General features: G+C 73.3%; 13 protein-coding genes. 7 read left to right on the top strand and 6 right to left on the bottom strand.

Annotation, left to right across the window (positions count from 1 at the left end; translation table 11 throughout):
* Nucleotides 1–57 precede the first annotated feature (57 nt).
* The 5 genes from tsaB to ACIPYQ_RS06565 are packed head-to-tail and all read left to right on the top strand — an operon-like array spanning nt 58 to nt 3,300.
* Nucleotides 58–720, top strand: coding sequence for a tRNA (adenosine(37)-N6)-threonylcarbamoyltransferase complex dimerization subunit type 1 TsaB (gene tsaB, locus ACIPYQ_RS06545; RefSeq protein ID WP_327415826.1), 663 nt, complete (start codon nt 58–60; stop codon nt 718–720).
* 29 nt (nt 721–749) lie between these two features.
* Entirely contained in the window at nt 750–1,229 is a 480-nt protein-coding gene (rimI, locus tag ACIPYQ_RS06550) for a ribosomal protein S18-alanine N-acetyltransferase (RefSeq protein WP_319727525.1), read from the top strand.
* Entirely contained in the window at nt 1,222–2,355 is a 1,134-nt protein-coding gene (tsaD, locus tag ACIPYQ_RS06555; RefSeq protein ID WP_401246762.1) for a tRNA (adenosine(37)-N6)-threonylcarbamoyltransferase complex transferase subunit TsaD, read from the top strand. Before rimI ends, tsaD begins: the two co-directional genes overlap by 8 nt.
* A complete protein-coding gene (locus ACIPYQ_RS06560) occupies nt 2,352–2,624 on the top strand; it encodes a hypothetical protein (RefSeq protein ID WP_361760632.1) in 273 nt (90 codons plus the stop codon). The genes tsaD and ACIPYQ_RS06560 overlap by 4 nt, the downstream gene beginning before the upstream one ends.
* A 52-nt stretch (nt 2,625–2,676) precedes the next feature.
* Entirely contained in the window at nt 2,677–3,300 is a 624-nt protein-coding gene (locus tag ACIPYQ_RS06565; RefSeq protein ID WP_401246765.1) for a hypothetical protein, read from the top strand.
* A 600-nt stretch (nt 3,301–3,900) separates the two neighbouring features.
* On the opposite strand, the gene ACIPYQ_RS06570 is transcribed toward ACIPYQ_RS06565, so the two are convergent.
* A complete protein-coding gene (locus ACIPYQ_RS06570; protein ID WP_401246768.1) occupies nt 3,901–5,109 on the bottom strand; it encodes a methyltransferase domain-containing protein in 1,209 nt (402 codons plus the stop codon).
* A 195-nt stretch (nt 5,110–5,304) separates the two neighbouring features.
* Between ACIPYQ_RS06570 and ACIPYQ_RS06575 the strand changes: the two genes are divergently transcribed.
* Both ACIPYQ_RS06575 and ACIPYQ_RS06580 read left to right on the top strand, forming a co-directional pair.
* Nucleotides 5,305–6,174, top strand: a complete 870-nt coding sequence (locus tag ACIPYQ_RS06575; protein ID WP_361760623.1) for a polysaccharide deacetylase family protein — start codon at nt 5,305–5,307, stop codon at nt 6,172–6,174.
* Complete coding sequence (locus tag ACIPYQ_RS06580) at nt 6,171–7,046, top strand: polysaccharide deacetylase family protein (protein WP_401246771.1); 876 nt, start codon at nt 6,171–6,173, stop codon at nt 7,044–7,046. The genes ACIPYQ_RS06575 and ACIPYQ_RS06580 overlap by 4 nt, the downstream gene beginning before the upstream one ends.
* Here ACIPYQ_RS06580 and ACIPYQ_RS06585 read toward each other — a convergent pair.
* From ACIPYQ_RS06585 to ACIPYQ_RS06605, 5 genes are all read right to left on the bottom strand, one after another.
* Entirely contained in the window at nt 7,037–8,455 is a 1,419-nt protein-coding gene (locus tag ACIPYQ_RS06585; RefSeq protein ID WP_401246774.1) for an FtsW/RodA/SpoVE family cell cycle protein, read from the bottom strand. The genes ACIPYQ_RS06580 and ACIPYQ_RS06585 overlap by 10 nt on opposite strands.
* Nucleotides 8,443–9,690, bottom strand: a complete 1,248-nt coding sequence (locus ACIPYQ_RS06590; protein ID WP_401246777.1) for an LCP family protein — start codon at nt 9,688–9,690, stop codon at nt 8,443–8,445. Before ACIPYQ_RS06590 ends, ACIPYQ_RS06585 begins: the two co-directional genes overlap by 13 nt.
* A gap of 56 nt (nt 9,691–9,746) precedes the next feature.
* Nucleotides 9,747–11,114 carry a sensor histidine kinase gene (locus ACIPYQ_RS06595; protein ID WP_401246780.1) on the bottom strand — a complete coding sequence of 456 codons (1,368 nt, stop codon included), beginning with the start codon at nt 11,112–11,114 and terminating at the stop codon, nt 9,747–9,749.
* Nucleotides 11,107–11,790, bottom strand: coding sequence for a response regulator transcription factor (locus tag ACIPYQ_RS06600; RefSeq protein ID WP_401246783.1), 684 nt, complete (start codon nt 11,788–11,790; stop codon nt 11,107–11,109). Before ACIPYQ_RS06600 ends, ACIPYQ_RS06595 begins: the two co-directional genes overlap by 8 nt.
* 169 nt (nt 11,791–11,959) lie before the next feature.
* Nucleotides 11,960–12,421: a hypothetical protein gene (locus tag ACIPYQ_RS06605; protein WP_361760596.1), complete on the bottom strand. Its 462-nt coding sequence runs from the start codon at nt 12,419–12,421 to the stop codon at nt 11,960–11,962.
* Nucleotides 12,422–12,626 lie beyond the last annotated feature (205 nt).

Consider the following 12,626-nt stretch of genomic DNA (forward strand, 5'->3'; position numbering starts at 1 on the left):
GCCCTCCTTTCCGACCGGCCGCAAGGGGCGCGGCCGCCGGAGTCGTAGGCTGTTCGCGTGCTCCTGCTCGCTGTAGATACCGCCACGCCCGCCGTCACCGTCGCCCTGCACGACGGCGAGTCCGTCCTCGCCGAGTCGAACCAGGTCGACGCCCGCCGCCACGGGGAGCTGCTGCTGCCCTCCGTGGACCAGGTGCTCGCCGAGGCCGGGCTGAAGCTCGACGCCCTCACCGGCATTGTCGTCGGGGTCGGCCCCGGCCCCTACACCGGGCTCCGCGTCGGCCTCGTCACCGCCACCACCTTCGCCGCCGTGCTGGGCGTGCCCGTGCACGGCCTGTGCACGCTCGACGGCCTCGCGTACGCCGCCGGCGCCGCCGGGATCGAGGGCCCCTTCACCGTCGCCACCGACGCGCGGCGCAAAGAGGTCTACTGGGCCCGGTACGAGGACCCGCGCACGCGCGTCGGAGAGCCCGCCGTGGACCGCCCGGCCGACATCGCCGAGCAGGTCGCGGGGGTGCCCGCGGTGGGCCAGGGCGCGCTCCTGTACCCCGAGGTGTTCCCGGACGCGCGCGGCCCCGAGCACCAGTCCGCCGCCGCGCTGGCCTCACTGGCCGCGGAACGACTGGCGGCGGGGGCCGAGTTCCTGCCTCCGACCCCGCTCTACCTGCGCCGGCCCGACGCGCAGGTCCCCAAGAACTACAAGGTGGTCACCCCGCAGTGACCCCGGCGACCCCCCACACCCTGCGCGAGATGCGCTGGTGGGACATCGGGCCCGTGCTGGAACTGGAGCACGAGCTGTTCCCCGAGGACGCCTGGTCCGCCGGGATGTTCTGGTCCGAGCTCGCCCACGCCCGCGGCCCGCACGCCACCCGCCGCTACGTCGTGGCCGAGGACGCGTCGGGCCGGCTCGTGGGATACGCCGGACTGGCCGCCGCCGGCGACCTGGCCGACGTACAGACCATCGCGGCCGCCCGCGACCAGTGGGGGACCGGGCTCGGCGCCCGGCTCCTCACCGACCTGCTGCGCGCCGCCACCGCGTTCGAATGCGCCGAGGTGCTGCTGGAGGTGCGGGTGGACAACACCCGCGCCCAGAAGCTCTACGAGCGCTTCGGCTTCGAGCCCATCGGCTTCCGGCGCGGCTACTACCAGCCCGGCAACGTCGACGCGCTCGTCATGCGACTGACCGACCCCGCACAAGCACGAACTGAGAGCAGTGAGAGCAATGGCTGACGAACCGCTCGTCCTCGGAATCGAGACGTCCTGCGACGAGACCGGCGTCGGCATCGTCCGTGGCACGACCCTGCTCGCGGACGCGATCGCGTCGAGCGTCGACGAGCACGCGCGCTTCGGCGGCGTCGTGCCCGAGGTGGCCTCGCGGGCCCACCTGGAGGCGATGGTCCCCACCATCGAGCGCGCGCTGAAGGAGGCCGGGGTCAGCGCCCGCGACCTCGACGGCATCGCGGTCACGGCCGGGCCGGGCCTCGCGGGGGCGCTGCTGGTGGGCACCTCGGCGGCCAAGGCGTACGCGTACGCGCTGGGCAAGCCGCTCTACGGGGTGAACCACCTGGCCTCGCACATCTGCGTGGACCAGCTGGAGCACGGGCCGCTGCCGGAGCCGACGATGGCGCTGCTGGTGTCCGGCGGGCACTCCTCGCTGCTGCTGGCCCCCGACATCACCTCCGACGTACGGCCGCTCGGCGCGACCATCGACGACGCGGCGGGCGAGGCCTTCGACAAGATCGCGCGCGTGCTGCAGCTGGGCTTCCCCGGCGGCCCGGTCATCGACCGGCTCGCGCGCGAGGGCGACCCGAAGGCGATCAACTTCCCGCGCGGGCTGACGGGGCCGCGCGACGCGGCGTACGACTTCTCCTTCTCCGGGCTGAAGACGGCCGTCGCCCGCTGGATCGAGGCGAAGCGGAACGCGGGCGAGGAGGTGCCGGTGCGCGACGTGGCGGCGTCCTTCCAGGAGGCCGTGGTGGACGTGCTGACGCGCAAGGCGATCCGCGCGTGCAAGGACGAGGGCGTCGACCACCTGATGATCGGCGGCGGTGTGGCCGCCAACTCGCGGCTGCGGTCGCTGGCGCAGGAGCGGTGCGACGACGCGGGGATCGTCCTGCGGGTGCCGCGGCCGAAGCTGTGCACGGACAACGGCGCGATGGTGGCGGCGCTGGGCGCGGAGATGGTCAAGCGGAACCGGGCCCCCTCCGACTGGGACCTGTCGGCCGACTCCTCGCTGCCGGTGACGGACCCGCACGTGCCGGGCGCCGCGCACACGGCCGGGCACGGCCACGGGCACGGCCACGCCCATGACCACGACCACGTGCACGAGCTGAGCAAGGACAACCTCTACTCATGAGCACCGTCGCGCTGATGTGGGAGGCCCGGGCCACGGACGGCCGGGGCAACGAACTCCTGGAGTGGGCCCGGGCCCAGGTCCTCGCCCGGGAGCCGGTGCGCCGCGAGGTGTTCCGGGCCCCGCAGGACCGGGTGCTCGTGATCACCTGGTGGGAGGCGGCCGAAGGGGTGTCGGCGGAACTCCCCGAACTGCCCGAGCCCGCGGCCGACTTGATCACGCGGGCCGTGCACCGCTGGCGGTTCGAGTCGGTGGAGGTCGACGGGGGCTGACGGCGCCCGCCCGGTCCGGGAGCGGTCCCGGGCTGCGGCTATGGTCATGTGCATGCCTCGCCGTGACCTGCCGCCTCCGCCGCCGCCCGCGCACCTGCGCGCCTGGCTCGACGAGGGCGCCGTACGGGCCGACCGCGCGCGCTTCCTCCACGACCTGCGCCAACGCAGCCTGGGCATGGGGCGGTTGCTGCTGCTCTGGTCCGTCTCGGCCGTCTTCGCCCTCGGCTGGTCCTTCGTCGGCATGGCCCTGGTGGCCTTCGAGGCGGGAGACCCGGTCTCCTTCGTCCTCGGGCTCGTCTTCCTCGTCGTGGGCGCCGGCGTGCTGATCCCGGCCGGCTTCTGGTTCGCCTGGGGCGCCCGGCGCGACCGCGAGGTACGGCGGCTGCTGAGCGCGTGGGCCGAGGCGGGCCGGGACCCGGCCGTCGACGCCCGGATGCGCGCGCCCGGCCGGAGCCTGACCTGGCTGCTGGCCTCCCTCGTACTGGGCGCGGCCGGGCTGTGGGTGACCTTCGGCGTCGCCGTGACGGCCCGCCCGGGCGAGGAGACGTACGGCGAGGTCGCGTACTACATGGGCCTGGGCATGATCCTGTGGATCACCGCCCTCCTGGGCGCCGCCAAGGCCGCCGCCCACTACCGCTGGGCCCTGCGCGCCGTCCGCCCGGCCCACACGGCGTAGCCGGAGAACCGACGGCCGCGAGCCCGCGTCTGCGGCCCACGGTCGGGTGCCGGCCCGCGCCGGCTCCGCCGGTTGCCGGGCGGCGCCGGCCCGGAACCGGCGGCCGTGCGCCCCGGCCCGCGGCCGGGCCGCGAGCCCGCGTCTGCGGCCCGCGCTCGGGCGCCGACCCGCGCCGGCTCCGGCTCGGCCGGTTGCCGCTCGGCTGCGTCCCCGCCGGCTCCGCCAGCCGTCCCCGCCGGCTCCGCCAGCCGGGCGCGTCGCATGCGCTGCGCCGGGTGCCGGGCCGGCGCGTGTTGCACCGCGTCAGCCCGGTCGTCGACGGGCGGCGGCCGCGCGGGAAGGCCACTGCCCGGGCATCGCCGCAGGCGGCACGGCGGGACGTCACTGCCCGGGCATCGCCGCAGGCGGTACGGCAGGCGGCGCGGCGGGACGTCCCTGCTCAGGCATCGCTGCAGGCGGCGCGGCGGGATGTCACTGCCCGGGCGTCGCCGCAGGCGGTACGGCAGGCGGCGCGGCGGGACGTCCCTGCTCAGGCATCGCTGCAGGCGGCGCGGCGGGACGTCACTGCCCGGGCGTCGCCGCAGGCGGCGCGGCGGGACGTCACTGCCCGGGCGTCGCCGCAGGCGGTACGGCAGGTGGCGCGGCCGGGCGGCCGATCAGCATGGACGGGGCGCCCGCCACGCGGGTCAGGAAGACCGTCGCCGCGTTCGCGCCCTGTGGTTTGACCTTCCTGCGCAGCTCCTCCGGTTCGATCGCCGAGCCGCGCTTCTTCACGGTCAGGACGCCGACCCCGCGCTCGCGCAGCAGGGCCTTCAGCTTCTTCAGGCCGAAGGGCAGCACGTCGGTGATCTCGTACGCCGTCGCGTACGGGGTCGCGCGCAGCTCGTCGGCGGTGATGTAGGCGATGGTCGGGTCGATGAGCCGACCGTCCAGCTGCTCGGCGACCTCGGCGACCAGGTGGGCGCGGATGACGGCGCCGTCGGGCTCGTAGAGCCAGCGACCGACGGGGCCGGCCGGCGGATCGGGCAGCGGATCGGCGGTCCGCAGCTCGCGCGGCCCGGGCAGCAGGGTGGCGCGCACGGTCCCGGGGGCGGTCCCGAACCAGAGCACCGCCTCCTTGACGTCACCCTGGTCGGAGATCCACTCGGCCTCGGCCTCTTCGGGCACGGCCTCGTGCGGGATCCCGGGGGCGATCTTGATGGCGGCGTACTTCGCCGCACGGGCCGTCCCGACCGCCCACGACAGCGGCGGCGAGTACGACTCCGGGTCGAAGACCCGGCCGCGCCCCCCGCGCCGGGCCGGGTCGATGAAGACGGCGTCGTAGCCGGAGGTGTCCACCTCGGTCACGTCCGCCTCCCGGACCTCGATGAGGTCCGCCAGCCCCAGCGCCCCGGCGTTGGCCCGCGCGACGGCGACGGTCAGCGGGTCGCGGTCCACCGCGAGCACCCGGATGCCGAGCCGGGCCAGGGCGAGGGCGTCGCCGCCGATGCCGCAGCACAGATCCGCGAGGCTGCGTACGCCGAGGGCCGCGAGCCGCTCCGCCCGGTACGCGGCCACGGACGCTCGGGTGGCCATCTCGCCGCCGCCGGGCGTGAAGTACATCCGGAAGGCGTCCTCGGCGCCGAACTTCGCCACCGCGCGCTGCCGCAGCCGGGCCTGCCCGAGCGCGGCGGACACCAGCCCCGCGGGGTGCTCGCGGCGCAGCCGGGTGGCCACGGCCAGCTCCTGGGCGGGGTCGTAGTCGCGGAGCGAGTCGAGGAGGGCGCGGCCCTCGGGGGTGAGGAGGGCGGCGAAGTCTTCGGGGGTCACGGGTCCATTGTCGGCGACGGGCCGGACCCGGGAGGTGTGGGCCAGTCGAAGGAAGGTGGGACCGCGTTCGCGGTGTCTTCCGGGGAGCCCGTGTGTCGGGTGCCAGGATGCGCTGCTATGCAGCTAGTACGACAAAAGGGAAATAAGTCGCAACAGGGTCACCGGTACGCGGCAGGTCCGCGCGGCCGGTTCGGGGTGGCCGTCGCAGCCCTGCTCGTCGCCGCCCTCGGAACGGCCTGCGGATCCGGGGACTCCGGGCCGGACAAGGCCGCGAAGGAGAAGGCCGCCAAGGCCGCCGAGGCGGGCGCCGCGGGCGCGCTCAGCGCCGCCGAGAAGGCCAAGGCGGCCCAGCAGGCGCGCGTCGTCGCGGCGAAGAAGTGGGGCCTGCGCAAGACCCCGCTCACCGCCCCGCCCGCGCCGAAGGAGAAGCCCGAGATCACCACGCGGGACGGCTTCGAGGTGGAGGACCAGGAGGAGTACCCCCATGTCTTCACCACCGTCCCGACCGAGGACAAGGTCGTCTTCCTGACGATCGACGACGGCTCGGAGAAGGACCCCGAGTTCCTGAAGATGATGCAGGAGCTGAAGATCCCGTACACGGCCTTCCTCAGCGACTACGTCGTGCGGGACAACTACCCGTACTTCAAGCAGATGCAGGCCGCGGGCGTCACGCTCAACAACCACACGCTCAACCACCGCTACATGCCGGGCCTGTCGTACGAGCAGCAGCGCGAGGAGATCTGCGGTCAGCAGGACACCATCCAGAAGCAGTTCGGCAAGCGGCCGACCCTCTTCCGGCCGCCGTACGGCAACTACAACCAGGACACGCTGCGCGCGGCGAAGTCCTGCGGCATCAAGGCCGTCCCGCTGTGGAACGCCGAGGCGTTCACGAACCGCATGGACTACCGCGAGTGGGACCGGGACCTGCACCCCGGTGACATCATCCTCACGCACTTCCGCGGCAAGGAGGACTGGAAGGGCACGATGCCTGACATGATCCGTCATGTCATGAAGACCGTCACGGACAAGGGTTACGCCGTGGCTCGCCTGGAGGACTATCTGTGAAGCACGCGCGCCGGTTGGTAGCCGGAACGCTGGCGGCCGGCGCGCTCGCGCTGTCCCTGACGGGGTGCGGGGACAGCGCCGACTCCACCGGACGGCTGGGCCAGAAGACCCGGACCTCGGACGCGGCGTCCTCGCCCGCCGCGCCCTCGCCCTCGGGGAGTGCGTCGGGCAGCGCCTCTGACGAGGCGTACAAGAAGTGGGGCCTGACCGCCCCCCTCTCCTTCGCGCCGAAGCCCGCCCAGAAGCCGCAGATACCCAAGGCGGCCCCGGGCAAGGTCCCGGTGGTCGACCGAATACCCGTCCCGGCCGGGGAGAAGACGGTCTTCCTGACCTTCGACGACGGCGCGGAGAAGGACCCCGAGTTCCTGAAGATGGCGGCCGACCTCAAGCTGCCGATCAGCATGTTCCTCACGGACAGCGTGGCCGCCTCGGACTACGGGCACTTCGAGAAGCTCCGCGACAACGGCTCGGCGAGCACGATCAACAACCACACGCTCTCGCACCCGAACCTCCGGACCCTGCCCTTCGAGGGGCAGAAGAAGGAGATATGCGGCCAGCAGGAGCGCCTGGAGAAGCGCTTCGGCACCCGCCCGCCGCTCTTCCGCCCGCCCTTCGGCAACTACAACGACGACACCCTCCGGGCCGCCTCGGAGTGCGGTGTCTCGTCCCTGGTCCTGTGGCGGGTGTCGATGCAGATCAACAACTTCCAGTACGCCGAGGGCTCCGCCCTCCGCCCGGGCGACATCATCCTGGCCCACTTCCGCGGCCCGGCAGAGCTCAAGGGCGCGAGCGAGACCCAGATGACGACGCGGATGCTCCAGCGGATCCAGGAACAGGGCTTCCGCATAGGCCGCCTGGAGGACTACCTGTAGCCGGGGGCCCCGCTCTCCACCCGCACCACCGGGGTGATCGTGGTCTCCACCGGACCGCGGGTGTCGGCCTCGCGCTGGCGTTCCGCGCTGTCGCTGATGCGCAGGAGCAGGGCGATCATGATCCAGTTGGCCAGGAGGGACGAGCCGCCCTTGGCCAGGAAGGGCAGCGCCTTTCCGGTCAGGGGGATCAGGCCCGTCACGCCGCCCGCGACCACGAAGACCTGCAGGGCCAGCGCCGCGGCCAGGCCGACCGCCAGCAGCTTGCCGAAGGGGTCGCGGGCGCCGAGCGCCATCCGCAGCCCCCGCTGCACGAGGAGTGCGTAGAGGATCAGCACGGCCATGACCCCGGCCAGGCCGAGCTCCTCGCCCACCGTCGTGAGGATGAAGTCGCTTCGGCCGGCGAACTTGATCAGCTCGGGGTGGCCCATGCCCAGGCCCGTGCCGGAGACGCCGCCCGTGCCGAAGCTGAACAGCGCCTGCGCCGACTGGTCCGAGGTGACCCCCGGCGGCCGGTTCTCCCAGTAGTACGACAGCGGGTTGAGCCACGCCGCCACGCGCGCCTTGACGTGCGGCTCCGTAGAGCCGACGACGAAGGCGCCGGCCGAGGCCATGACCAGGCCGCAGACGATCCAGCTGGTGCGCTCGGTGGCGACGTACAGCATCACCACGAACACGCCGAAGAAGATCAGCGAGGTGCCCAGGTCCCGCTCGAAGACCAGCACCAGCATCGAGAGGATCCACACCGTGATGATGGGTCCGAGCTGGCGCATCGGGGGCAGCCGCATGCCGAGGAACTTGCGGCCCGTCAGGGCCAGCGAGTCGCGGTGGATGACCAGGTAACCGGCGAAGAAGATCGAGATCATGATCTTCACGAACTCGCCGGGCTGGAGCGAGAAGCCGAAGAGGATGATCCACCGCTTGGCGCCGTACGTGTCCGCGCCGAAGAACGCCGGCGCGATCAGCAGCACCAGCGCGACCGCCATCGTGATGTAGATGAACCGCTGGAGCAGCCGGTGGTCGCGCAGCAGCGCCAGCACCGCGATGCAGGCGGCGACACCGACCACCGTCCACAGGAGCTGGCCCGGGGCGTTGGCATCCGAGTTCCACCGCTCGATGTAGCCCTGGTCGAGCCGGTGGATCAGTACGAGCCCCAGGCCGGTCAGCAGCATGGCGAGCGGGAAGACCAACGGATCCGCGTAGGCCGCGAAACGGCGCACGCCCAGGTGCCCGACCAGTGACAGCAGGGTCATGCTGATGGTGAAGCCGGCGAGGTTGGGCGGCAGCTCGTCGTTCATGGCGAGGCCCGCGGCGGTGTGGCCGAAGACCGCGATGGCGACGACGAAGGCCAGGAGCAGCGCCTCGGTGCGGCGGCGGGCGCCCGCCGAGGTCAGGGGCTTCAGTCCACGCACGGGATGCCGCCACCGTCCTTGGGGGTGGACGGGGAGGGCGACGGGGGTACCGCCTCCGGCGAGGACGGAGGTGAAGACGGAGGTGAAGACGGAGGTGAAGACGGAGGTGAAGACGGTGCGCCGGGGCTTACGGAAGCCTTGGGTCCGATCTGCTCTGCAATGAGGCGCTTTATCTTCATATCATCTACGACGTTGATGTCCTCCCCATGGTTCCTTCCGAAGCCTTCGATGGGGAGCGTCGTGAACTGCACCTTCCCCCCGGACAGGTTCTTGGCCTGCTTCACGAACGACAGCAGGTCCCAGCCCTCGTCCGTCACCACGTCCTTCTTCGCGGCGTCGATCAGCTTGATCAGCTTCATCGGGTCGGTGAAGGTCCCGGCCGAGTTGAGCTTCTTCGTCGCGCCCGCGAGGAAGGCCTGCTGCCGCTTCGTCCGGTCCAGGTCGCCCCCGTCGAGGCCGTGCCGCTGGCGCACGAAGGCCAGGGACTGCCGGCCGTCGAGCGTCTGCGGACCCGCCGGGAAATCGGCGCCGGAGTACTTGTCCTTCACCGCCTTGTTCAGGCACACCGGTACGCCGCCCGCGTCGGCGAGGTGGTAGAAACCGGCCAGGTTCAGCTCGGCGAAGTGATCGATCGGGACGCCCAGGAAGTTCCGCACCGTCTCGATCTGCGCCCTGCGCCCCGCCTCCCGGCCCTCCCGCTCCAGCCGCCGGCCGTCCTTGACCCCCTGCGCGGCGAGCTGCTCCTGCCGCTTCTCCTTCGCCAGCCCGTACGCCTTCTTGATCTTGTCCTTGCCGTGGGCTGGGGGTCCCCCCGGCGGTAGCTGGGGGAGTATGGCGACGAAGTCGTCGCGGGGCACGGAGAAGGCCTTCGCCCGGCTGCCGTCCCCGGGCACGTGCAGCAGGATCAGGGTGTTCGCGTTGTAGCCGCCGATGTCCGAGCTGCCGGCGTGCAGTGCGTCGAGGACCTCCTCCGGCAGCTTGTCGCCGTTCTGGTCCCGGCGGCTGTCCAGCCCCATGAGCAGGATGTTGGTGTCGCCGAACGCCGACTTCCCGGCGCCTTCGAGGGCCTTGGAGCTGCCGATGCCGGCGGCGAGGTCCCGGTACGCGTACCAGGCGCCGCCGCCCGCCATGACGGCCAGCGCACAGCCGGTGAGGAGCAGGGTGCGCCCGATCCGCCGACGGCGGGACGGGCGGTGGCGGGATCGGGTCGTCGGCTTCCTCCGGTGCGCGCTCATGCCTGTCGATGCTGACGGAGGTCCGCTGAAGGAATCCTGAGGGCGCCCGCGGAGCGCTACCGGATCCGCAGCACCAGCCGCGCGCCCCCGGCGGGCGCCGGCAGCGCGCGTACGTCGCCCCCGTGCGCCCGCGCGATCTCCCGGGCGATGGCCAGGCCCAGCCCGGTGCCGCCGCTGGCCCGGCCCCGGTCCGCGGCCAGCCCTGGGGGCCCCTCCCAGCGGTAGCTGGGGGAGAACCGCTCGAACACCCGGTCCCGGTCCGCCTCCGGTATGCCCGGCCCGTCGTCCGTGACCTCCAGCACCGCCCAGCCGTCCTGCGCACCCGCCCGTACGACGACCTCCGCGCGGGCGTACCGCAGGGCGTTGTCCACCAGGTTGGCCAGCGCCCGCTCCAGCCGCGTCGGATCCCCGGACGCCGGTACGGGCGCCCGCGCGTCCACCCGTACCGCGACCCGGGAGCCGCCCCGGCGCGCCACGTCCTCCGCGGCCAGCAGTGCCAGGTCCACCGGCTCGGGCCGGGGCGCCGGCCCGCCGTCGAGGCGGGCCAGCAGCAGCAGGTCCGCCGCGATCCGCTGGAGCCGCTCGGTGTCGGCCAGCGCGGCCGCGACCGACTCCCGGTCGGGGCGGTCCATGGCCAGCGCCACCTCCAGCCGGGACCGTACGGCGGCCAGCGGGTTGCGCAGCTCGTGGGAGGCGTCCGCGGTGAACTGCCGCTGCCGGGCGTCGGAGCGCTCCAGCCGGTCGAGGGTGTCGTTCACGGTCCGGGCCAGCTGCGCGATCTCGTCGGCCCCGCCCGGGTCCGGAACCCGCCGGTCCAGCTCGCTCCCGGAGACCGCCGCCAGCTCGGTCCGGATCGCGCTCACCGGGCGCAGCGCGTGGCCGGTCACCCACCAGGCCAGGGCCGCCGCGAAGCCGATCAGCGGGGGCGCGCCCGCGAGCAGCCCGATCTCGACGGCCCGGGTCGCGTCGTCGACGTCGCCGAGCACGGTCATCGCGTACACGGTGTGCGCCCCCGGCGCCTCGACCACGACGACCGCGCGCCGTTCCGCGCCGGGGTGCGCGGGCGGCAGGACCGCCGACCGGGAGTCCTCCCCGGGCCCGGGGCGCGGCGCGCCGTCGAGCTCGTGGAGGTCCGGGCCGTGCCTCGGGTCGCCGCTGGTGGCGACGGTCCGGCCGGCCGCGTCCCGTACGAGGACCAGGTCCACCCCGCTCTCGGGCGCGGGCAGCCGTCCGCCGGGCGGCAGGGTCCGGCCGTCGAGCTGGGCGGCGACCTTGCGGGCGGCGAGCTCGGTGCGGCCGGTGGTGTTGTCGAGGAGGTTGGCGCGCAGCAGGGCGTGCAGCCACAGCCCGCCGGCGGCGAGGACGGCGGTCATCGCGAGGGCGGCGGCCGCGGCGGTGCGGGCGCGGACGGTGGTTCTAGCCACCGTCGGGGGCCATCCGGTAGCCGGTGCCGTGGACGGTGCGGATCGAGCGGCGGCCGAAGGGCGCGTCGATCTTCTTGCGCAGCGAGGAGACGTACACCTCGACGATGTTCGGGTCGATGCCGTGCGGGGTGTCCCAGACCTCGTCGAGGATGTCCTGCTTGGCGACGGCCCGGCCGGGCTGCTCCATCAGGCAGGCGAGCACGCCGAGTTCGCGGGCGGTGAGCTCGATGTCCCGGCCGCCGCGGCGGCAGCGGCGGCCCTGCGGGTCCAGGACGAGGTCGCCGGCCTGGAGGAGGCAGCTGCGGTCGGGGGCGCCGGCGCGGCGGGCCAGCGCCCGGATCCTGGCGGCAAGCACCACGAAGGAGAACGGCTTGGTGAGGTAGTCGTCGGCGCCGCAGTCCAGCCCCTCGGCCTCGTCGTACTCGCCGTCCCGGGCGGTGAGCATCAGGACCGGGGTGGTGTCGCCGTGGGCGCGCAGGCGGGCGCAGATCTCGTAGCCGCTCAGGCCGGGGAGCATCAGGTCGAGCAGGACGACGTCGTACGGGCCGCCCGCGAGGGCGAGGTCAAGGCCGCGGTGGCCGTCGTGCGCGACCTCGACCAGGTGTCCGTCGGCGGACAGGCCGCGCCGCAGGGACTCGGCGAGGCCCTCTTCGTCTTCGACCACGAGGATGCGCACGGAGCAAGCGTCACATATCGCCCTTTCCCTCCCGGGTGGGGGTGCCGTGTCCCTGCGGGCGCGGTCCGGCTGTGTGGCCCGGGTTGCGCGCTCGTCCTGCGGGGACCCTCCGGGTGTCCCCGCTCCACGGTCCGACCGAACACCGCCGAGCCCCCGCAGGGGAGAGGCGTCAGACCGCCGAGCGCCCCGCAGGGGACCGGCGCCGGGTCAGGGTGTCGCGGGTGGCTGCCGTCAGGGCCCAGGCCGGGAAGGCGAAGGCGGTCAGGCCCAGGCCCATGGGTGCCAGGGAGGTCAGGATGCTCATCTGTACGGCCCGGTCGGCATCGGGCCCGCTGACGCGGGCGGCCACCGGCGCCTGCGGCCGCTCGTCGAAGACGCCGTCGATCCGGATCCCCGTCAGGGTGAACGATCCGTCGGCGGCGGTGAACGACCCCCGGCACGTCATCGTGCGGTCTCCGTCGGAATCCGGCTCACCCCACACGCACCGTTCCGCGCCGAACCTGCCGTCCACCCCCGTCAGCTGGGTGATGAGCCGTGGCAGGGCTGCGTGGAACATCCAGATCCCGACGGCGAGCCCGACGGCGATCGGCACGGCGTGCACCCACCGCACCCCTGAGTTTGTCCTGGTCATGCGGTGGAGAGTAGTGATTCCGAACGTTCGTGCGCCCTGGTTTTCGCGGTTCCGGGCCCCGTCCGCGCAACGCCCGGCCGTCGGGAATTGGCACTCCGCTTGACCGAGTGCTAATCGCCGGAATAGTCTCGCACCTGGCACTCGCCCCTGGTGAGTGCCAACACAGCGACAGGCAGATCCGGCACCCGCGACGACGGATCGACCT

It is taken from the genome of Streptomyces sp. NPDC090045 (genome assembly GCF_044747975.1).
In the GTDB taxonomy this organism is placed as follows: Bacteria; Actinomycetota; Actinomycetes; order Streptomycetales; family Streptomycetaceae; genus Streptomyces.

Excerpts from the sequence above, each read along its gene's own strand:
- rimI (WP_319727525.1), top strand. The coding sequence starts at position 750 with ATGCGCTGGTGGGACATCGGGCCCGTGCTGGAACTGGAGCACGAGCTG.
- tsaD (WP_401246762.1), top strand. The coding sequence starts at position 1,222 with ATGGCTGACGAACCGCTCGTCCTCGGAATCGAGACGTCCTGCGACGAG.
- ACIPYQ_RS06560 (WP_361760632.1), top strand. The coding sequence starts at position 2,352 with ATGAGCACCGTCGCGCTGATGTGGGAGGCCCGGGCCACGGACGGCCGG.
- ACIPYQ_RS06565 (WP_401246765.1), top strand. The coding sequence starts at position 2,677 with ATGCCTCGCCGTGACCTGCCGCCTCCGCCGCCGCCCGCGCACCTGCGC.
- ACIPYQ_RS06590 (WP_401246777.1), bottom strand. The coding sequence starts at position 9,690 with ATGAGCGCGCACCGGAGGAAGCCGACGACCCGATCCCGCCACCGCCCG.
- ACIPYQ_RS06605 (WP_361760596.1), bottom strand. The coding sequence starts at position 12,421 with ATGACCAGGACAAACTCAGGGGTGCGGTGGGTGCACGCCGTGCCGATC.